We start from the raw sequence: 18,478 nt of genomic DNA on the forward strand, positions 1-18,478 counted from the left end.
ACAGACGTCGACAGGCCCTCGACAGACCTCGACAGACACTGACAGCGGCCCGTGCGCGGGCTGACAGCCCTCGTGGCGATCCTCGATGTCGAGCGCACCTGCACCTCAGGACTGCGCAGCATCTGCCGATTCTCGAACGTCTACCTTCTGCCGGGCCCGGTTCACCGAAGAGCCGGGCGGGCAGAAGCAGCGTTCGCCACGAAAGGGGCGACCGTGACCACCACACCGCCTGAGATCACCACCCCCACGGGCCAGTCGTCGCACACCTACACATCGTTGGGTGCCGCCTGGATCCCTCTGGCCGCCCTCTGCCTGGCCTTCTTCGTCGAGATGGTCGACAACACGCTGCTGTCGATCGCCCTTCCGACCATCGGCCGAGACCTCGGCAGCGGCACCACCGCGCTGCAGTGGGTCACCGGCGCCTACTCCCTGACCTTCGGCGGTCTGCTGCTCACCGCCGGCTCGATGGCCGACCGGCTCGGACGGCGCCGTGTGCTCCTGGTCGGTCTCTCGGTGTTCGGGCTGCTGAGCCTGGGCGTCATCTTCGTCACGAATGCCGGGCAGCTCATCACCCTGCGGGCCCTGCTCGGCATCGCCGCCGCGGCCATGGCACCCATCACCAACTCGCTGGTCTTCCGGCTGTTCGACGACAAGACCCTGCGCATGCGGGCCATGACCATCATGATCATCGTCGGTATGTCCGGGTTCGTGCTGGGCCCGCTGCTGGGTGGCACGGCGCTGGCCCACTTCGAATGGCAGTGGCTGCTGATCGTCAACGCCCCGATCGCGCTGATCGCCTGCATCGGGGTCCGGCTCGGGGTTCCGGCCGACCGCCCCGAAGACCTCACCCAGGACAAGCTCGACCTGCCCGGTGCCCTGCTCAGCGTCACCACCATCGGGCTCGCCTGCTACACGCTGACCAGCGGGGTCGAGCACGGCTGGACCTCTGCCGTCACCCTCGGCTCGATCATCGGAGCCATCGCCGCCGGTATCGGCTTCGTGTGGCACGAGCGCCGCACACCGGCCCCCATGCTCGACCTGAAGCTGTTCTCGAACGGCACCGTCCGGGGTGCGGCCATCGCCCAGATCGGTACGTCGATCGCCATGGCCAGCATCATGTTCGGGCTGATCCTGCACTTCCAGTACGCCTACGGCTGGAGCCCCGTCCGCGCCGGCCTGGCGAACCTGCCGATCATCGTGACCATGCTCGGCGCGACCCCTCTGTCCGAGTGGCTCGCCAAGCAGTACGGCCACCGCATCGCCTGCCTGGTCGGCGCGGTCTTCCTGTCCGGCTCACTGGCCGGGCTCTCCTGGGGCGTCGACCACGGCTACCTGGCCATCGCGGTCTGCATGGTCGCGATGACCATCGGCCTGCGCACCGTCATGACCATCTGCGCCATCGCGCTCGTCGACGCCATGCCGGCCAACCGCACCTCGATCGGCGCGGCCCTCAACGACACCGCTCAGGAAGTCGGCTCGAGCATCGGAACGTCGCTGATCGGAACCCTGATCGCCGCCCTGGTCACCACGCAGCTGCCCGCCGGCACCTGGAGCGCCGACCTCGTGGCCTCGTTCTTCCACGGCGAACGCATCACTTACGCGGTCGTGGCCGTGATCGTCGGCCTGGTGGCAGGAGGCGGCGCGCTCACACTCACCAACTCCCACTCGGTCGAGGAGCCGGTCTGACCTGAGCCACTTCATTCGTGATCATGCAAAACCTCCCCGGGGAGGTTTTGCATGATCACGAAAGGGGTTCAGTGGCTGGAATGGGCCTCCAGGTAGGCCGCGATCAGCTCCTTGGGCAGCGCCCCCCGCACCGAGACCGGATGACCGTTCGCCCTCGCCCAGGCCCGCACCTCGGCCGTCTTCGGCGGGGCGACCGGGGCTTCCGCTGAGTCCGTCACGGGATTCGGGGCGGCCTTCGCGCGCGAGGCCGCCGTCTTCCTCGGAGCCGCCTTCTTCGCAACCACGACGTCGAGCTGTTCCTCCACGAGCGTGAGCTGCGGTTCCACGACCTCGGGCTTGGGAGCAGCCTTGGCCCTGGAGGCCCGGGGCTTCGTCACCGCCTTCGGCGCCGGGGCCACCTCGGTCACTACCCCGGGCTCGGGAACAGCCTCGGGCTCCACCGCAACGGGTTTCACGGCAACGGGTTCCACGGCAACGGGTTCCACGGCAGCAGCGTTCGGCCCGTCGATCTTCGGGATCGACGCCCGCGGCTTACGCGGCGCCCGCGGCTTACGGGCCGGGGCCGTCACCTCAGAAGCCACCATGGTGGACGCGCCAACTGACGACTCCTCGTCAGTCACCTTCGGTTCCACCGGCTCAGCAGCCGGTGCGGGATCCAGCGCCGGCTCGACAACAGACGCTTCAGGAGCCGCCGGTTCCTCGACAACAACCGTCGTCTTCGGCTCCGGAACCGCAGGCTTCTCGTCCTCGGCCACCGCGATAACCGACTCTGTCTCGGGAACCGTAGTTTCCGCGTCCTCCAGCACCGGTGCACCACCGGGAGCCACCGGCTCCGTGACCACGGTTTCCCCGGCCACGGCGGTCGGCTCCGGCTCGGAAACCTCGGGCTTCTCGTGCTCGAGCACCGGTTCTTCGGCCACGACAGCCGACTCGGCGTCGGCGACCACGGGCTCGGGCTCGGGCTCGACCACGGGCTTGGGCTTGGGCTTGGGCTCGGGCTCGGGCTCCGCAGCCACGGGCTCGGCGGCGACAGCCTCCGTGGCCGCGATCTCCGACTCGGAAGTCGCTGCCTTCGGCGCCGGAGCCTCCGGCGTCGTCAGCGTCGGCTCGGTAGCGGGCTCGCGGGAGGCGGCGGGCTGGAGATGGTCGAGCAGGAGGGCGTATTCGTCGGGGGTCACGGTGCGGGTGCCCAGCTCACGGGCTCGGGCGGCACGGGTTCCGTCGACCGAGTCGTCTGAGATCAGCAGGGCGGTGGTCTCCGAGACCGTGCCGACGACGCGGACGCCCAGACCCTGCGACCTGGTCTCCAGCTGCTCACGGGTCTCGGGGTCGCAGCCGGTGAAGACGACCCGGTCGCCGACGCGCAGGGGTTCACCGAGGGCCCAGTTCTCGGGCAGGTCTTGATGGCCGGCCGCCTCACGCGCCCGGCGGGCCTTCTCGGCGGTGGCGACGATATCCTCGACCAGCGGCCGGCCCACCCCGAGAAGGTCGGTGACGGTCAGAAGTTCGGTGTGCTCGTCGGTGGAGACCGTGCCGTCGTCGAGCGCGGCGTAGGTCAGTGCCCGCACGAAGGCCTCGTTCGCCCGCGCGACATCGTCAGATGTGAGCTCCTCGGCGGAGGCGACCCGGGCCAGGTCAGAGGTCTCCTGGGTGGTGACCGATCCGTCTTCCAGCACCTGCGCGAGCTTTTCCAGATAAGCGAAGGTGCCGGCGGGCGCACCCTCGTCCAGCGCGTCGAGCAGAGAGAAGCGCTCGACCAGCGTGAGGCCCGGGGTCGAGTCCGAAGTCGTGTCCGGAGTCGTGTCCGGGCCGGCCTCGGTCGGCGTGGTGTGCTGCGGCTCCAGGGTGGGCCCGTCCGGCCAGGTTACCTTCTGCGCGCGGTCCGGAAGGCCGTCGAGATGAGCGGGCAGCGGCGGTTTTCCGGGCTTGGGGCTGATGAACTCGGCCAGCAGCACCGCGGTGGCACGGGCGTCTTCCAGCGTGGACCCCGGCGTGGACCCGTCGCTGACCGCTGCGGTGTCCAGGGCCGCCGAGACGTCGGCCAGGCGACGACGCCGCAGAGAAGGCAGGTAGTAGGCCGACGCCTCCAGGGTGCTCAGGGTCGGCACCTGCGGCAGCTTCCATCCCGCACGCCGGTACTCGGCCCGCACGAAGGCCAGGTCGTACTCCGCGTTGTGCGCGACGATCGCCGCACCGGCCAGCCGCTGGTTCAGGTCGGGAACGACGTCGGCGAAGGCCGGAGCCTCGGTGTCGAACCGGGTCTCCCACTCGTCGACGACCTGGCCCCAGAGATCGGTGGTGACGACCGCCATCTCCACGATGCGGTGCCGATTCGTGCTCGAACCGGACGTTTTGACAGCGATCACCGCGAACCTGGGCTGATCGGTCGGCGTCCCGCTGTCGGAGGCTCCCGGTTCGACGGAGCGTGCAGGCTGACCTGCGCGGCGTATACGAAATCTGTCAAGAAAACCCATGATGCTCTCCGGATCGCGGTAAAAACGCCGTAGTTGCATCCTGTGATACCACGTTTTAGCAGGTCATCCTGTGCCTAAAGGGGTTCGGGGAAGGTCTCGGGAAAGCCACGATTCACGGGGTCGTCATTCCCCGGACCGCGGGGCGGCGAGCAGCGCGGCCAGGCGGGCGGGATGCGCCAGGTGCGGAAAATGGCCGCTGTCCGGCCAAACCGTCACCACGACATCGGGCCGAATCGCTTCCAGCCAGCTCAGGTATTCCGGCGCCGGGTCACTGCCGCTGATGAAGTGGTAGCCGACCGAGGCGGCGCGCAGGGTCTCCAGGTCGCGGCGCATCCCGGCGTTCAGCTCGGCCGGTACGTCGGATCCCAGGAGCTCCTGCCAGTAGCCGAGGATCAGGTCTTGCCGCGGGGTGGTCTGCGTGCGCACCATCTCCTGCGCCGACGCGGGCAAGAGGTCGATGTGCATACCGGCCAGCAGGGAGTTCCACACCTGTAGATAGTCGGGGCCCCGCAGGGTCGGCTCGACCGAGCGCAGAAACTCGGCGAAAGGCCCGACCAGGAGCGGCTGATCAATATTGATGACGCCGCGGGTGGGATGGGTGGTGGCGTAGCGGGTGGCCAGCACCCCACCCATCGAGTGCCCGACGACCACCGGATCGACGAGACCCGCGTCTTCAATCGTCTCGTGCAGGAGAGCCGTGAGAGTGGCCGAGGCGAAGGAATCCGGGGTGGGCGACTCACCGTGGCCGGGGGCGTCGACCACCAGGACCCGGCGACCGGGATCGATCTGGGCGAGCTCCTTCAGCGTCGGCTCCCACTGCCGCCGGTCGTAGGTGAGGCCGTGCAGGAGCACCAGCGGGGGGCGATGGTCGGACGTCCCGTACAGATCTGCGGCAAGCATGTTCGTCTCCTTCGTGAATGCGTTCATTCAGCGTCGATCGGCGTCGATCAGGAGGCGTAAATCCGGGCCGTACATCTCGTACAGAACGAGGGCTCAGGTGTTCCAACGGGCCGGGCCACCCGGCGCCGCCGCGTAGCGCAGGTACCGGCCCGTGCGCAGGGACGCCCTGAGATGGGCTCCGGCGAGAGGCGCCAGCACCTCCACCCGCTCGACCGTGGCCCACAGGGTGCGGGTGGCGTTCACCCGGGCGCGTTCGGTCTCGGTCGTGACCCGGCGAGAGCCTCCGCCCACGCCGGTAGCGCTCCTCAACTCGCTCAGGACGGCAGCCCGTTCGTGGTGCAACGCGGCGGCGCGGTCCTGGTCGCCGGCCCGGTCAGCGCTCTCGAGCTGCTCGTCGATCGACTGCAGATGTCTCTGGAAGACCTTGCGGGCCGTCTCGTCCAGTACCGGATCTCCATCAGGCACGCGGATCCCGGAACCACCGGCGACCAGGTCCAGCGCCGCGATCTCCTGACCGGGCGCCGACAGCAGCGCCCGCAGATAGTGCAGCCCCCGCCCGTCCCGCAGCCGGGCGCTCTCGCCTCCGGCCTCGAGCAGCCAGGTGTCGCCGTCCCGCGTCAGTCGCCATTCGTTGTCGGTCGGCTTCAGATGTTTGAGGACGCGCGTCAGCCCCAGTCTCTGCGCGGTCGACCGGGCCCGCTCCAGATCGGCGCGGGCCGCCGCCGCGTCGCCGTCCCGGCCACGGGCAGACAGCGCCCGGGCCCGTACCGGCAGGGTGTGCGCGAGCCAGGGCAACGCCCCGATGCGCTGCTGCAGCTCGATCGCGCTGGTCAGGTGATCGACGGCGGCCGAGGTGCGACCGAGGCGAGCGGCCAGGCCGCCCAGTTGCTCGTCGACCGTTCCGGTGATCGTGTTGGCCCCGCCCCAGACCACCAGCCGTCCTTGATACGGAAGCAGCACCTGGTAGAGCGTTTCGGCCTGGTCCTGATCACCGACGCGGGAGGCCACGTGGGCCAGGTCGGCCACCGCCCCCAGCCAGCGCGGACCGGAACCGTTCAGCACCGCCGGCAGCAGGCGATCCAGCTCCAGACCGGCCTCGACGTCACGACCGGCCTCGGCCAGGGCCCAGGCCACGCCGGCCTCGAAGAAGTGCCCCGGTCGCCGCCGCGCCTGTTCCCGCAAAGGCTCGACCACGTCGGCGCCGTCACCGCGCAGGGCGAACACGCTGTAGCGCAGGGTGCCGACCAGGCTGTCGGTGTCGCTCAGACCCATCTGACGACCCCGGACGGCGACCTCGGCGGTGAGGGTCGCGGCCTCGTCGAAGCGTCCGCGGACGACGGCCAGCATGGCCCGCCGGGACGTCACCACCACCGCGGCCTCGGCGTTCCCGGCCAGCTCGGCGGCGCGGCCGTAGGCGGTCAACGCGGCCTGCGCCGAATCCAGGTCACCCAGCTCGGCCAGAGCGGTGAAACGCCAGAACAGTCCGCGCAGCTCCAGCTGGTCGTCGCCGGCCCGGCGGGCCTGGTCGACGATCTCGGAGCCGCAGCTCAGCCGTTCCTGCGCCGCGATCGGGTTCCAGAGAGCATGCAGGCGGCTGTCGAGCACCTCGGCGATCGGGCCAGGGTCACCGCTGGCGCGGGCCAGACCCAGCGCCTCGTCGATCAGCTCCCGCCGCCGCGCGCCGCTGGACGGATCGCTGAGCTGCTCGCGGGCGAGCCGGGCCAGAATACGGGCGCGCTCGGTGGCCGACAGCGGACGCTCGGTCGCCGACTCCAGCAGCCGGATCAGCCCGAAGTCGAGCTCGAGGAACCCCGACCGCGACGGCGCGGTGAGAGCCAGATGCACGAGGGCATCGGTGGATTCGTCGAGTGCGCTCAACTCGTCGAGCAAGCCGATCGCGATCCCGGGAAGGCCCCCGGACACCAGCCGGATGGCATGTACGGCCTCCGCCGTCAGCCCGGGTGCCAGCCGGGCCAGGTCTTGCGCACCCAGGCCCCCCGACGGGTAGCTCCGGCCCGGCCTTGACCGAATACCGGGAGGCCACCAGCACCCCGGTCGCAGCGCCGAGTTCCGGAGGCGGCTGAGGCTCGGCCTCGTCGCCATGATCGATCAGAACCAGGCCGGGCTCGTCACCCACCTCGTCGCGGAAGACACGAACCCCCCTGTCCCGAGCCATTTCAGCCGCCGCGTCGAGCAGAGCCGTCTTCCCGGCCCCCGGCGGCCCGACCAGGAACAACCGCCCGCCCCTCCCCCGCGCCACCCCGTCGACCACCCGCGCCACGGCAGCCAGCTCGTCACGACGTCCGATCAGGTCCACTCCACCCAGCCTAATGTCCGGTGCAGTGGCCAGAGGCTGGAGAAACCGCCCGATCACCCACGAACCCGTTCGCAGGAGACCCATAAGGCTTCGGACGATGCGTAAGGAAATCTGGATTCCGCGTTATGGATCGTACCGGTCCGGGGTCGCAGCATAGGTGTCATGAACAGCACGCAGCAGACAGCGCTCGTCACGGGCGGCAACAAGGGCATCGGGTTCGAGACCGCTCGCCAGCTCGCCCAGCAGGGGTTTACGGTCTGGCTGGGGTGCCGGGATCAGGGGCGGGGCGAGGCTGCGGTCCGGGAACTGGCTCCGGACGGGGACGTTCGGTTCGTCCGCCTCGACGTGACCGATGAGGCGAGCGTCCGGGCCGCCGCCGCGCACATCGGCGACACCAGCGGAGCGCTCGATGTCCTGATCAACAACGCGGGCATCGTGGTCGGTGAGGGCGAAGGCCATGTCAGCACGGTCCGGGCGGAGACGATCCAGCAGATCTTCGACGTGAATTTCTACGGCACCCTGCGGGTCACCCAGGCCTTCCTGCCACTCGTGCAGAAGGCCCGGGCCGGGCGCATCATGAACGTGAGCAGCAGCATGGGGTCACTCACCACCATCACCGACCCCACCCAGCCATGGGGGCAGATGCCGGCCTTCGGCTACTCCTCGTCGAAATCCTTGCTCAACGCGCTCACCGGCTGGCTCGGCAACGAACTCGCCGGATCTTCGGTCAAAGTGAACTCGGTGTGCCCGGGGTACAACTCCACCGACCTGAACGGCCATCAGGGCACGCAGCATCCCTCGCAGGGGGCGAAGGTCGTCGTGCACGCCGCCACACTGCCGGACGACGGCCCTAGCGGCCGCTTCTTCGACGTCAACGGCACGGTGGGCTGGTAGTGCTCACCGCGATCGGGGCGGCTTTCTGATCAGGTGCTCGTACCCGGTGGCGGTGAGCCGGGCCAGGGCGTCGGCGACATGGACGCCGGGGCCTACGGCGACGTCCCTCGCCAGATCTGTGCCGACCAGACCTGTTCGCTGGGGTTCCATTTCTTATCAATAACTTCGGAACCCAAAGCAGGATCAGAGAACCGCACGACCGCGTCCACCACCGAAGCGAAGTCACGGGGTAACCGGTCGTCGAGTCTTTGTTTCCTCACCCAGGCCGCCCAGCGAACCTGCCCCAGCGCCCCGTACCCAGCCAGGACCCGGCTCAGCGATTCCACTTCCACAGAACGATACTCGGCAACGATCTGCATCGACCGCGTGAATTCGGCCCCGTCCACTTCCCGGCTCCCCGTGAGCAGGTAGATGTCTGCGAAGTCGCGCCACCGGGTATTCACCGTTCCCCGTTGCAGCGCGGTCACGACCTTTTCAGCCAGGACCATGCTCAACGGATACCCCGTCACCATGATCACACCACCCAGCAGGCGTGGGACCTCCACCAGACCAGGCTTCGGCCACACCGGATCACCGACGTTCACATCGACGTGAAAGCGCAACCGGGCCGTTGCCAGCGCGCACCCCATCGTCACCCGGACCCCCGCGTACTGATCTTCGTCTCGAATCAGCTCCGCCTCGGCGCCGGTTGCGTCGTAGTGCAGTCCATCGTCGATCTCGATCTCGGCGATCTCACGGATCAGATCGAGAACGGTCTCGGTGTCATTCCCGATCCTGTCCGCGCGGAGATCCACATCCCGGGTCGGCCGACGAGCACCGTAGGCAGCCAGCAACGCACCGCCCTTCAACACCAATCATCAGCCCGCTTCGACGCGGCGATTCGAGCAAGGAAACCTTCCAGCGCATACAGCGCCATGAGCTCTTCGGTGGAACGTTTCTCGCGGCGCCCCAGATTCTGCAGATCCAGGTAGGCGCGCCCGGCGACACTGGCGCGGGTCGGTCCAGTCATAACAGCACCTCCAGAGCATGACGGACTGAGGGCAGGACCCTTGGCCAATTACCGGCTACGACCAACAACTTCTGTGGTTGGGCATCCGCTCGACGCACCCATCGGCGTAGCGCCTCGTACCCCAATTCCGGCCCCTCGGTGCCGCGTAGCCGAAACGCATCAACGATGCTGCGCTCAGCGCTGTACAAGCCGATAGACGTCGTCGCATCGACAGATATCATTTCCCGCCCCACATCAAACGTTGCTCGGTCGAAGTGGTGCCAGGCCACTGGGGAATATACAACCGGTGATCTGACCCCCCGAGGCAGAGCCACATCCGGCGCAGCCGGAATCGCGTCTGACAGTCCGTGCCGGACCAGCGCCGTACTCAAGCACAACGTCGCCAATGGGGCTTTCACCGCAATGGCGATCAGCCCGAGGTCAGCCATTTCACCACCGGCCTGCCGGTACAGGCCCCGGCCCAGCGCCTCGATCTGGCCGGCCTCGCGCAAGCGAGACAGACCACGCTTGCTCAGCCCTCCCGATCGCGCCTGGGCATAGGTGAACGTTGCAGGCAATGTGCCCAGCACCCGGCGCCATTCACCGGACGCTTGAGCTTGCTGACGCCCACCATCAGCCCCGCCCTCGACGTTGTGACCTAAGCGCATACAGGAAGCTTATCCTGTCAACGCTTAGGCCCGCGCGTACTCTCCAGAGCTGCACAAAAACCTTGCATGATCCTGGACGATATGTAAGAAATTGTGAATCTATCCTTATGAATCGTACGATTACACGGGCTGCATGGATGCCAAGAACAGCACGCAGCAGACAGCGCTCGTCACGGGCGGCAACAAGGGCATCGGGTTCGAGACCGCTCGCCAGCTCGCCCAGCGGGGGTTCACGGTCTGGCTGGGTGCCGGGATCAAGGGCGGGGCGAGGCTGCGGCCCGGGCTGAGACGATTCAGCAGATCTTCGACGTGAACTTCTACGGCACCCTGCGCGTCATCCAGGTCTTCCTGCCGCTCGTACAGAAGGCCACGGTCGGGCGCATCGCGAACGTGAGTAGCAGCATGGGTTCGCTCACCAACGCGGTCGGGGCGGCTTTCTGATCAGGTGCTCGTACCCTGTGGCGGTGAGCCGGGCCAGGGCGTCGGCGACATAGGCGTCCGGGCCCACCAGTACGCGGCTGCGCCGGGCGGCCACCGCCCGAATGATGGTGTCGGCCGCCCGGTCCGGGTCGGTGCGGGCCACATGCCGGTCGAAGAACTCCCGTCGGCGTCGGGCGTCGTCGGGACCGGCCGCGCTGGTGGCGTTCCGCATGATCGGGGTGCGGATCCCGCCCGGATAGACCGCGGTCACAGCCACTCCCGTTCCGGTGGAATGCATTTCCTGGCGCAGTGCGTCGCTCCAGCCGCGGACGGCGGCTTTCGCGGCGTTGTACCCGCTGTAACCGGGTGCGCTGATCAGGCCGAAGGCGCTGGAGACATTGACGACGTGCCCTCCTCCGGCGCCGATGAGGTGCGGGAGGAAGGCTTTGGTGACGTGGACGACGCCCCAGAAGTCGACGTCCATCAGCAATGCGAGGTCTTCGACGGTGGAGTCGACCACGCTGCCGGCGTTGATGATACCGGCGACGTTCCAGACCATGGTCACCGTGCCGAACGACGCAACGGATTCGTCCGCCCACGCGTTCACCTCGGCGGCCCGACGTACATCAACCGTGCGATGCTCCACCTTTCCTCCGGCGGAACGGATCTCGGCGGCCACCGCGTTCAGGCCGGGCCCGTCGGTATCGGCGAGGGTGAGAGCGACGCCGGAAGCGGCCAGGCGCAGGGCGATCGCCCGGCCGATACCCGATGCCGCCCCCGTGACCGCGGCCACCTGGCCGCTCGGGAACCTCGTCCTCTGTTGCCTCCCGAAAAGGCCTGTCATGCTTTCTTTTCCTGGGCACGCGGCGCCGAGGTAACCGCAGGCGTCGACAGGGTCGACAGCAGGGCGAGTGCCTGCTCGGCCGGACTGCCCGGGCTGGGGAAGAAGACGTGCAGGGACTGCCCCTCGGCTCCGTTGACGGTGAAGCTGACGTAGGACAGGTCCAGGGGGCCGACCATGGGGTTGCCGAAACGCTTCGTGCCGGAGGTTTTCTCGTGGACGTCGTGGCGGGCCCACAGCCGGCGGAAGTCGTCGCTCTTGAGGGAGAGCTCGCCGACCAGGGCGGTGAGGCGGGGGTCGTCCAGGTCGAGACCGGCGCTGGCGCGCAGGCCGGCGACCGATCCGGCGGCCACGGTCTCCCAGTCGGGGTAGACATCGCGGGCGCCGGGATCGAGGAAGGTGCTGCGCAGCAGGTTCTGCCCGACGGCGAATCCCGGGTTCAGCAGGGTGGCCAGCTGGGTGGCGGCGAGCACGTCGCGAAAGCGACCGACGATCACCGCCGCGTGGCTCGTCCACCCGTCCATCATCGACCCCAGCTCCGGGGAGATGGTCTCCGGCTTCACCCGGCGCCGCCGGGACGGCACGGGGCCGGTCAGGCCGTGGAGATGGAGGGACGCCTGTTCGTCGAGCTGGAGCACGCGGGCGAGGGCGTCGAGCACGGCGGAGGAGGGGTTGCGGTCGCGGCCCTGTTCCAGGCGCGCGTAGTAGTAGCTGCTCACGCCGGCCAGGAAGGCCAGTTCGTCGCGCCGCAGGCCGGGTGTGCGACGCCGGCCGGCGCGGGGCAGCCCGACCGCCCCCGGGTCGACCTGCTCGCGCCGGGCCCGCAGGAACTCGCCGAGTCGGTTGTCGTCCACGCAGTCAGCGTAGGTGGCCCGGGCCGAAGTTGCCTGGCCCTGTCAGGGTGCGCCCGGGCACGGCCTTCTTCCTTCCCGGGGTCGCTCCTAGCGTGAATCGGACCGATCGACGAGAGGACGTGCGCCATGAAGTACCGCCGACTGGGTGACTCCGCGCTGGAGGTCTCCGAGGTTGCCCTGGGGTCGTGGCTGACCTTCGCGGGTGGCATCGAGAAGGACCGGGTGGTCGCCACGACCGAGGCCGCGTTCGACGCCGGCATAACATTTTTCGATACCGCCAACATGTACGGACGCGGTGCGGCCGAAGAGACCTGGGGCGAGATCCTGTCGAAGCACCCCCGGGACTCGTACGTGCTGGCCACGAAGGTGTGGGGACGGATGTCCGACACCGATGCGGGGCTGTCGGGGGCGCAGATCGCCCGGCAGATCGACGCGTCGCTGAGCCGTTTGCGCACCGACCACGTGGATCTGTACCAGGCACATCGCTTCGACACGAGCGTGCCGATCGAGGAGACCGTCGAGGCCCTGCAACTCGTGGTGCAGCAGGGCAAGGCCCGTTACCTGGGTTTCAGCGAATGGACGCCCGCACAGATCCGGGCGGCGATCGACCTGGCCGGTCCCGAGCTGTTCGTGTCGTCGCAGCCGCAGTACTCGATGCTGTGGCGCTCCCCCGAGGCCGAGGTGTTCGGCGTGTGCGAAGCGGCGGGGATCGGGCAGATCGTCTGGTCGCCCCTGGCCCAGGGGCTTCTCACGGGCAAATACCTTCCGGGACGCCCGGTGCCCGCCGGTTCCCGGTTCGCCAGCGAGTCGATGAGTTTCGCCCAGGACATCGTCTGGAGCGAGCAGGCCCTGGAGGCGGTGCAGAGACTGGTGCCCGTGGCTCACGAGGCCGGGCTGAGCCTGCCCGAGATGGCCCTGGCCTGGGCCCTGCGCAGGTCCGAGCTGTCCGCCGTGATCATCGGCGCCTCCCGCCCCGAGCAGGTGCACGCCAACGCCGCGGCCTCGGGCATCGAGCTCACCCCCGAGACCCTCGACCAGATCGACGCCGCGCTCGGCGACGTGCCGGTCACAGGGCCGCGCCTGGCGATGTACGCCCAGGAGGGTGTGCTGCACCGCTGATGAGCGAGTAGAGGCCAGAACGTGACCGCTACCCCTGCGATGGTCTCGTCATCGGCCGGGACGACCGGCCGGAACGAGCATCTGAGGAGATCCCGTGAGCGTCACCACCACCGTGCACCTGAACTTCCGCGGCCAGGCCCGGGAGGCGCTGGAGTTCTACCGGTCCGTCTTCGGGGGCCAGCTGGTTCTGGTCACCCACGCCCAGTCGTACGGCACGACCGACCCGCAGGAGGCCGACCTGATCGGCTGGGGCCAAGTGCAGTCCGAGGACGGCTTCCACGTCATGGCTTTCGACGTGCCCGCGGCCCGGCCGTACGACGCCGGCATCGACCCGCTGTTCGTGTCGATCCGGGGCACCGACGAGGACGAGCTGCGCCGCCACTGGGACGCCCTGGCCCAGGACGCCACGATCAAGGCTCCGCTGGAGCCCTCCGCCTGGGCGCCGCTGTACGGGATGCTCACCGACCGGTTCGGCGTGACCTGGGTGTTCGACATCACCGTGGCGTACCAGGGCTGACCGTGCCCCCTGCTCTCTCATACCCCTGACGACTGGCTCGCCGTCACCGGAGGTTGCCTGGGCGCCCGCCCATTTCACCGGCCCCGGGCCGCCATCGCCTCCCGCGTCAGAGCCATCACCTCCAGCATCAGGCACGAAGGCGCCTCCCCGCCCACTCGACCGGGACGGCGGACCGGGACCACCGCGTCCTCAAGGAGGCCTCGACGATGTGGTCGTGAGAATCGGAGCGCTCACGACGTGTACACCTGGTACATCCGGTACCGGATGTACCAGGTGTACACATTGCTCGGGGTGCCCTGGACAGATCATGGGAGGAACGTCGCCGACGCACGTCCTCGAAGCCGACGCACGTCCCGTCAGCCCACGTATCTCCCGCAAGCCGACGTATCTCCCGCAAGCCGGCGCACAACTCGTCAGCCGACGGCCGCCCGGCGAGTCGGCACCCGTCCGGTCAGCCGATCTTGTCCAGCTCGGCCAGGTCGTCGGCGGTGAACGAAAGTCCCGCGCCGGAGATGTTCTCGTGCAGGTGGGCCACCGACTTGGTGCCGGGGATCAGCAGGATGTTCGGCGAACGCTGCAGCAGCCAGGCCAGGGCGACGGACATGGGCGTCGCGTCGAGGCGGGTGGCCACGGCCGAGAGGGCTTCCGACTGCAGGGGGCTGAAGCCGCCGAGCGGGAAGAAGGGCACGTAGGCGATGTTCTCGGCGGCGAGCCGGTCGATCAGTTCGTCGTCCTGGCGGTAGGCGAGGTTGTACATGTTCTGCACGCAGACGATGGGGGCGATCGACTGGGCCTGCGCCACCTGTTCGGGCCGGGCGTTGCTGATGCCGAGGTGCCGGATCAGGCCCTGCTGCTGGAGTTCGACGAGGGTCTCGAAGGGCTCGGCGATGGAGCCGGGCAGGGTGCCCTCGGCGTTGCCGAGCCGGAGGTTGACGAGGTCGAGGGTTTCCAGGCCGAGCCGGTCGAGGTTGTCGTGCACGGCCTTGCGCAGCTGGTCGGGCTTTCGGGCCGGGGGCCAGCCGCCCTTCTCGTCGCGGTCGGCGCCGACCTTGGTGACGATGTGCAGGAAATCGGCGTAGGGGTGCAGGGCCTCGCGGATCAGGCTGTTGGTGATGTGCGGTCCGTAGGCGTCGGCGGTGTCGATGTGGGTGATGCCTGCCTCGACGACCTCGCGCAGCACGGCGAGCGCGCCGTCGTGGTCGGCGGGCGGTCCCATGACCCAGGGTCCGGTGAGTTGCATGGCGCCGTAGCCGAAACGGGTGACGGTGAGGTCGCCCAGGGTCCAGGTGCCGCCGGGAAGTGAAGTGGGGGACATGTTCATACCTCTGGCTTTCGTGGTGCCTGTCAGATGCCTGCTTCACTATGGGTAGGTAACTTCCTGTCGGGAAGTAGGCACTTGAGGGTGCGTAGGTCACCCCGGAGTTCGTGAGGAGTAGTGCGATGGCCACGACGACGGCGGCTCAGAAGAAGGCGGATGCCAAGGCCGAGTACGACGCCTTCCTGGCGACCTGCCCCAGTCAGAAGCTGCTGGACCGGATCTCCGACAAGTGGGTCACGCTGGTGCTGAGTGCGCTGGCCAACAACGGCTGGCACGATCCGGGTGACGCCTGCGGGGGTGGGTCGCGGGTGATGCGGTACTCGGAACTGTCGCGCACGCTGGCGGGTGTCAGCCAGAAGATGCTCACCCAGACGCTGCGCAATCTGGAGCGCGACGGTCTGGTGACGCGCACCGTGACACCGACCGTGCCGGTCACGGTCTCCTACGAGCTGACGGAGCTCGGCCTGTCGTTGCAGCAGATGATCCGGGGTCTGAAGCGCTGGGCTGAGGTGCACATGGACGATGTGGTCGCCAACCGTGAGTCGTACGACCACGCGAAGTAAGAGAGGTAAGAAACGACGAGCTCGCCCGCCGATGCGTTCGGGGACAGGCCGTAGACCTGTCCCCGAACACCCCGAACCCGCCATTGAGGTGAGGTCAGGACTTGAAGCGCCCCATCAGGTTCTGCAGGTTCGTGGACATGTTCGCCAGTTCCGAGGCGGCCTGCCGGGCGTCGGCGATGCTGTGACCGGACGACACGGTGGCCTCGGCGACCGCGCGGACGTCATCGGCGATGCGGGCCGATCCACCGGCGGCCTCGCTGACCGTGCGGGAGATCTCGTTCGTGGTGGCGGTCTGTTCCTCCACCGCCGAGGCGATGGTGGTCTGGAAGGCATTGATGTCTTCGATGATCTCGGTGATGTGGTGAATGGCGGTGACCGCGTCCTGGGTGTCGCTCTGGATCGCGTTGACCCGGCTGGAGATGTCCTCGGTGGCCCGGGCGGTCTCGTGGGCCAGTTGCTTGACCTCCTCGGCGACGACGGCGAAGCCCTTACCGGCCTCACCGGCCCGGGCGGCCTCGATCGTCGCGTTCAGGGCGAGCAGGTTGGTCTGCTCGGCGATCGACGTGATCACCTTGACCACGTTGCCGATCTCGATGCTCGACGCACCCAGTTTGCCGACGGTCTCGCCGGCCATGGCGGCCTTGGACACGGCGGACCCGGCCACGCGCACCGCCTCGGAGGACGACTGCGCGATCTCGCGGATGCTGGCCGACATCTCCTCGGTGCCGGCTGCGACGGTCTGCACGTTGCTGGACACCTGCGCCGAGGTGGCGCCCAGGGCGGTCGCCTGGGCGGTGGCAGCGTCGGCGTTGACGGCGAGCTGCGCGGAGACGGCCGACAGTTCCTCGGCGCTACCGGCCAGCGTGGTGGAGGTGCTGGTGATCTCCTGCATGGCCTGGCGTAACGACACCTGTGCGGTGTTGAGCGAGCGGGCCATCTGGCCGATCTCGTCGCGGCTGTCGACCGTGACGCTGTGGGTCAGGTCGCCGGTGGCGAGGGCGTCGACGGCGTCGCGGATCAGGGCCACGGAACCGACGATCCGGCGGGCCATCCAGTAGCCGAACGACACCAGCAGCAGGGCTCCGAGACCAGCGCAGATCAGGACGTTACGTGTGGCGGATTTCGCGGTGGCCTGCCCGTGGGCCACGGCTGCCTTCATCTCGTCGCCGTAGTTCGCCGCGAGGCTGGTGGTCTGGGCGAGCGCCTCGTCGGCAGCGGTGCCGAACTCTCCGTTCACGAGATCGCCGAGCTTGCGGTATTGAGCCCCGGAAAGGAGATCCGTGCTCTCGGACAGCGGCGCGATCTGAGCCTGGTAGATCGTGTCGAGCTGCTTCGTCAGGTCCAGGATGTCGTTGATCAGCTGTTGCTGGGCGGGGGTGGGATCCTGGTCGTTCAGCGTGTTCAGCGCCGTGACGACGCCGGCGGCGTTCTTCTCCATGCCGGCTTTGGCCGCGTCGGTGTTCTCCTGCGTGTAGGCGAGCCCCATCTGCAGGACGAACCGCCGGTACCGGGCCTGGTAGGTAGTTGCGTCCTTCGCCAGATTCACCTGGTTGGCGGTGTCCACACCGGCGACGCGGGCCTCGTCCTGCACGTTCGTCACGGCCGTCGAGCCGATGAAACCGACCGCCAAAGTCAGGATCAGGGCCACCCCGACCAGGGCGAGAATCTTGGTCCGCAGCTGCAGGTCCCCGAACCACCGGCCGGGCGAGAACCCACGGCCTCCCGGGGAGTGACCTTCAACCGGTGCCGTGGTGAATGTGGACAACCTGCGCCTCCTATGACGAGCCGAGTATCGGCGCCGGACCACTACTTGATCTCGGCATCGACGCCGACTGGAACGGTCATCGGCACCTTCAATCTTCAACTGAGTGTCCGAGGGAAATGATCGTCCGCTTGCCGCGACCCGCGTTCCGGGCCGTTGCATCGCCGCAGGTGGGAATGGGTGGAACGTTCCGCCGTCCCAGGTTCGGACCGGGCCCTGGACGGTGGGACGACGCGGAGCCGATGGTGGCGGCTCCCCCACCGGAAGGACCCCCTGATGACTGCCGAGACCACCGAGACCACCACGAGAGTGGCGCCGATCCGGATGAGCGAGCGCTGGCCGCGGATCCGCCCGGTGGCCGTGACGTACTTCCGGATGCGCCGGCACTGGCAATGGCTCACCGGCGGGCAGACGTTCGCCCGGACGTTCGGCACCGAGCCGCTTCCGGTCACCGTGAAGAAGCACCGGTCTCTGCTGCTGCGTCAGCTCGGCGATGCCGACATGTGGCTCCAGCACAACAAGGTGACGAACCTGCGGATCGCCGTCGCGCAGCTGGACGGCCTGGTGATCAGGCCGGGTGAGACCTTCTCGTTCGCCCGGCTGGTCGGCCGGGCCACGGAGAAGAAGGGGTATGTGGTCGGGATGTTCCTCTCCGGCGGGGAGGTGAAGCCCGATGTGGGCGGTGGCATCTGCCAGGCCGCGAACCTGCTGCACTGGATGGTGCTGCACAGTCCACTGACGGTGGTGGAGCGCTCGGAGCACAGCTTCGACCCGTTCCCCGACTCCGGCCGGGTGATTCCCTGGGGCACGGGCTGCTCGATCTTCTACAACTACATCGACCTCCAGGTGCGTAACGACACCGAGGTGCCCTACCAGCTGCGGATCCGGGTCGGCGAGACCCACCTCGAAGGGGCGCTGCTGTCCACGGCGATGCCGGCCCACAGCTATCACGTGGAGGCCCGGGACGAACGGTTCGAGCAGCACGAGGGCATCTGGTGGCGCAGCAACCAGGTCTGGCGGCGGGTCGTGGACCGGCGCAGCGGCAATCACGTGGGTGAGGAGCTGCTGAAGGTCAACCGCGCCCGGGTGATGTACGACCCCACGATGGCCTACGACGACCGCACACCCGGCGGACGGCTGTGACCCGGTCAGGATGG

At 68.4% G+C, this 18,478-nt stretch carries 18 protein-coding genes and 1 pseudogene; 8 read left to right on the forward strand and 11 right to left on the reverse strand.

Features of this window, described 5'->3' with window-relative positions; translation table 11 throughout:
- Nucleotides 1-213 precede the first annotated feature (213 nt).
- Complete coding sequence (locus QSK05_RS07335; protein WP_285595276.1) at nucleotides 214-1,686, forward strand: MFS transporter; 1,473 nt, start codon at nucleotides 214-216, stop codon at nucleotides 1,684-1,686.
- Between the two features lie 68 nt (nucleotides 1,687-1,754).
- On the opposite strand, the gene QSK05_RS07340 is transcribed toward QSK05_RS07335, so the two are convergent.
- The 4 genes and pseudogenes from QSK05_RS07340 to QSK05_RS36260 all read right to left on the reverse strand — a co-directional run.
- Complete coding sequence (locus QSK05_RS07340) at nucleotides 1,755-4,052, reverse strand: Lsr2 family DNA-binding protein (protein ID WP_285595278.1); 2,298 nt, start codon at nucleotides 4,050-4,052, stop codon at nucleotides 1,755-1,757.
- A 231-nt stretch (nucleotides 4,053-4,283) separates the two neighbouring features.
- Nucleotides 4,284-5,060 (reverse strand): alpha/beta hydrolase, encoded by a 777-nt coding sequence (locus tag QSK05_RS07345; RefSeq protein ID WP_285595280.1) that lies wholly within the window; start codon nucleotides 5,058-5,060, stop codon nucleotides 4,284-4,286.
- 93 nt (nucleotides 5,061-5,153) lie between these two features.
- The gene (locus QSK05_RS07350) at nucleotides 5,154-6,983 is read right to left on the reverse strand and encodes a hypothetical protein (protein WP_285595282.1); all 1,830 of its coding nucleotides are present in this window, start codon (nucleotides 6,981-6,983) and stop codon (nucleotides 5,154-5,156) included.
- A gap of 238 nt (nucleotides 6,984-7,221) precedes the next feature.
- Nucleotides 7,222-7,461 (reverse strand): annotated as a pseudogene (locus QSK05_RS36260) (ATP-binding protein); the annotation flags it as partial.
- 78 nt (nucleotides 7,462-7,539) lie between these two features.
- On the opposite strand from QSK05_RS36260, the gene QSK05_RS07355 reads away from it, so the two are divergent.
- A complete protein-coding gene (locus tag QSK05_RS07355; protein WP_285595284.1) occupies nucleotides 7,540-8,271 on the forward strand; it encodes an SDR family oxidoreductase in 732 nt (243 codons plus the stop codon).
- Nucleotides 8,272-8,363: 92 nt separating this feature from the next.
- Here QSK05_RS07355 and QSK05_RS07360 read toward each other — a convergent pair whose 3' ends face one another.
- From QSK05_RS07360 to QSK05_RS07370, 3 genes are read right to left on the reverse strand one after another with little or no spacing between them, the layout of a single operon-like run.
- Nucleotides 8,364-9,119: a nucleotidyl transferase AbiEii/AbiGii toxin family protein gene (locus QSK05_RS07360; protein WP_285595286.1), complete on the reverse strand. Its 756-nt coding sequence runs from the start codon at nucleotides 9,117-9,119 to the stop codon at nucleotides 8,364-8,366.
- Complete coding sequence (locus tag QSK05_RS07365) at nucleotides 9,116-9,280, reverse strand: hypothetical protein (RefSeq protein ID WP_285595288.1); 165 nt, start codon at nucleotides 9,278-9,280, stop codon at nucleotides 9,116-9,118. Before QSK05_RS07365 ends, QSK05_RS07360 begins: the two co-directional genes overlap by 4 nt.
- Nucleotides 9,277-9,927, reverse strand: coding sequence for a type IV toxin-antitoxin system AbiEi family antitoxin domain-containing protein (locus tag QSK05_RS07370; protein WP_285595290.1), 651 nt, complete (start codon nucleotides 9,925-9,927; stop codon nucleotides 9,277-9,279). Before QSK05_RS07370 ends, QSK05_RS07365 begins: the two co-directional genes overlap by 4 nt.
- Before the next feature lie 133 nt (nucleotides 9,928-10,060).
- Here QSK05_RS07370 and QSK05_RS07375 point away from each other — a divergent pair, with 133 nt between their 5' ends.
- Nucleotides 10,061-10,240 (forward strand): SDR family NAD(P)-dependent oxidoreductase, encoded by a 180-nt coding sequence (locus tag QSK05_RS07375; RefSeq protein ID WP_285595293.1) that lies wholly within the window; start codon nucleotides 10,061-10,063, stop codon nucleotides 10,238-10,240.
- Nucleotides 10,237-10,368 carry a hypothetical protein gene (locus QSK05_RS07380; protein ID WP_285595295.1) on the forward strand — a complete coding sequence of 44 codons (132 nt, stop codon included), beginning with the start codon at nucleotides 10,237-10,239 and terminating at the stop codon, nucleotides 10,366-10,368. Before QSK05_RS07375 ends, QSK05_RS07380 begins: the two co-directional genes overlap by 4 nt.
- Here QSK05_RS07380 and QSK05_RS07385 read toward each other — a convergent pair.
- Both QSK05_RS07385 and QSK05_RS07390 read right to left on the reverse strand, forming a co-directional pair.
- Nucleotides 10,340-11,191 (reverse strand): SDR family NAD(P)-dependent oxidoreductase, encoded by an 852-nt coding sequence (locus QSK05_RS07385; RefSeq protein ID WP_352300372.1) that lies wholly within the window; start codon nucleotides 11,189-11,191, stop codon nucleotides 10,340-10,342. The two genes, QSK05_RS07380 and QSK05_RS07385, sit on opposite strands and share 29 nt — an antisense overlap.
- Nucleotides 11,188-12,042 (reverse strand): helix-turn-helix domain-containing protein, encoded by an 855-nt coding sequence (locus QSK05_RS07390; protein WP_285595299.1) that lies wholly within the window; start codon nucleotides 12,040-12,042, stop codon nucleotides 11,188-11,190. The genes QSK05_RS07385 and QSK05_RS07390 overlap by 4 nt, the downstream gene beginning before the upstream one ends.
- A 126-nt stretch (nucleotides 12,043-12,168) precedes the next feature.
- Here QSK05_RS07390 and QSK05_RS07395 point away from each other — a divergent pair, with 126 nt between their 5' ends.
- Both QSK05_RS07395 and QSK05_RS07400 read left to right on the forward strand, forming a co-directional pair.
- Nucleotides 12,169-13,161: an aldo/keto reductase gene (locus QSK05_RS07395; RefSeq protein WP_285595301.1), complete on the forward strand. Its 993-nt coding sequence runs from the start codon at nucleotides 12,169-12,171 to the stop codon at nucleotides 13,159-13,161.
- Nucleotides 13,162-13,255: 94 nt separating this feature from the next.
- The gene (locus QSK05_RS07400) at nucleotides 13,256-13,678 is read left to right on the forward strand and encodes a VOC family protein (protein ID WP_285595303.1); all 423 of its coding nucleotides are present in this window, start codon (nucleotides 13,256-13,258) and stop codon (nucleotides 13,676-13,678) included.
- Between the two features lie 451 nt (nucleotides 13,679-14,129).
- Here QSK05_RS07400 and QSK05_RS07405 read toward each other — a convergent pair whose 3' ends face one another.
- Nucleotides 14,130-14,999 carry an aldo/keto reductase family oxidoreductase gene (locus tag QSK05_RS07405; RefSeq protein ID WP_352300376.1) on the reverse strand — a complete coding sequence of 290 codons (870 nt, stop codon included), beginning with the start codon at nucleotides 14,997-14,999 and terminating at the stop codon, nucleotides 14,130-14,132.
- Nucleotides 15,000-15,118: 119 nt separating this feature from the next.
- Here QSK05_RS07405 and QSK05_RS07410 point away from each other — a divergent pair, with 119 nt between their 5' ends.
- Nucleotides 15,119-15,559, forward strand: a complete 441-nt coding sequence (locus QSK05_RS07410; RefSeq protein WP_285595307.1) for a winged helix-turn-helix transcriptional regulator — start codon at nucleotides 15,119-15,121, stop codon at nucleotides 15,557-15,559.
- Nucleotides 15,560-15,653: 94 nt separating this feature from the next.
- Here QSK05_RS07410 and QSK05_RS07415 read toward each other — a convergent pair whose 3' ends face one another.
- Complete coding sequence (locus tag QSK05_RS07415) at nucleotides 15,654-17,324, reverse strand: methyl-accepting chemotaxis protein (protein WP_285595309.1); 1,671 nt, start codon at nucleotides 17,322-17,324, stop codon at nucleotides 15,654-15,656.
- 273 nt (nucleotides 17,325-17,597) lie between these two features.
- Between QSK05_RS07415 and QSK05_RS07420 the strand changes: the two genes are divergently transcribed.
- Complete coding sequence (locus QSK05_RS07420) at nucleotides 17,598-18,464, forward strand: VanW family protein (RefSeq protein ID WP_285595311.1); 867 nt, start codon at nucleotides 17,598-17,600, stop codon at nucleotides 18,462-18,464.
- Nucleotides 18,465-18,478: the final 14 nt, after the last annotated feature.

It is taken from the genome of Kineosporia sp. NBRC 101731, assembly GCF_030269305.1.
In the GTDB taxonomy this organism is placed as follows: domain Bacteria; phylum Actinomycetota; class Actinomycetes; order Actinomycetales; family Kineosporiaceae; genus Kineosporia.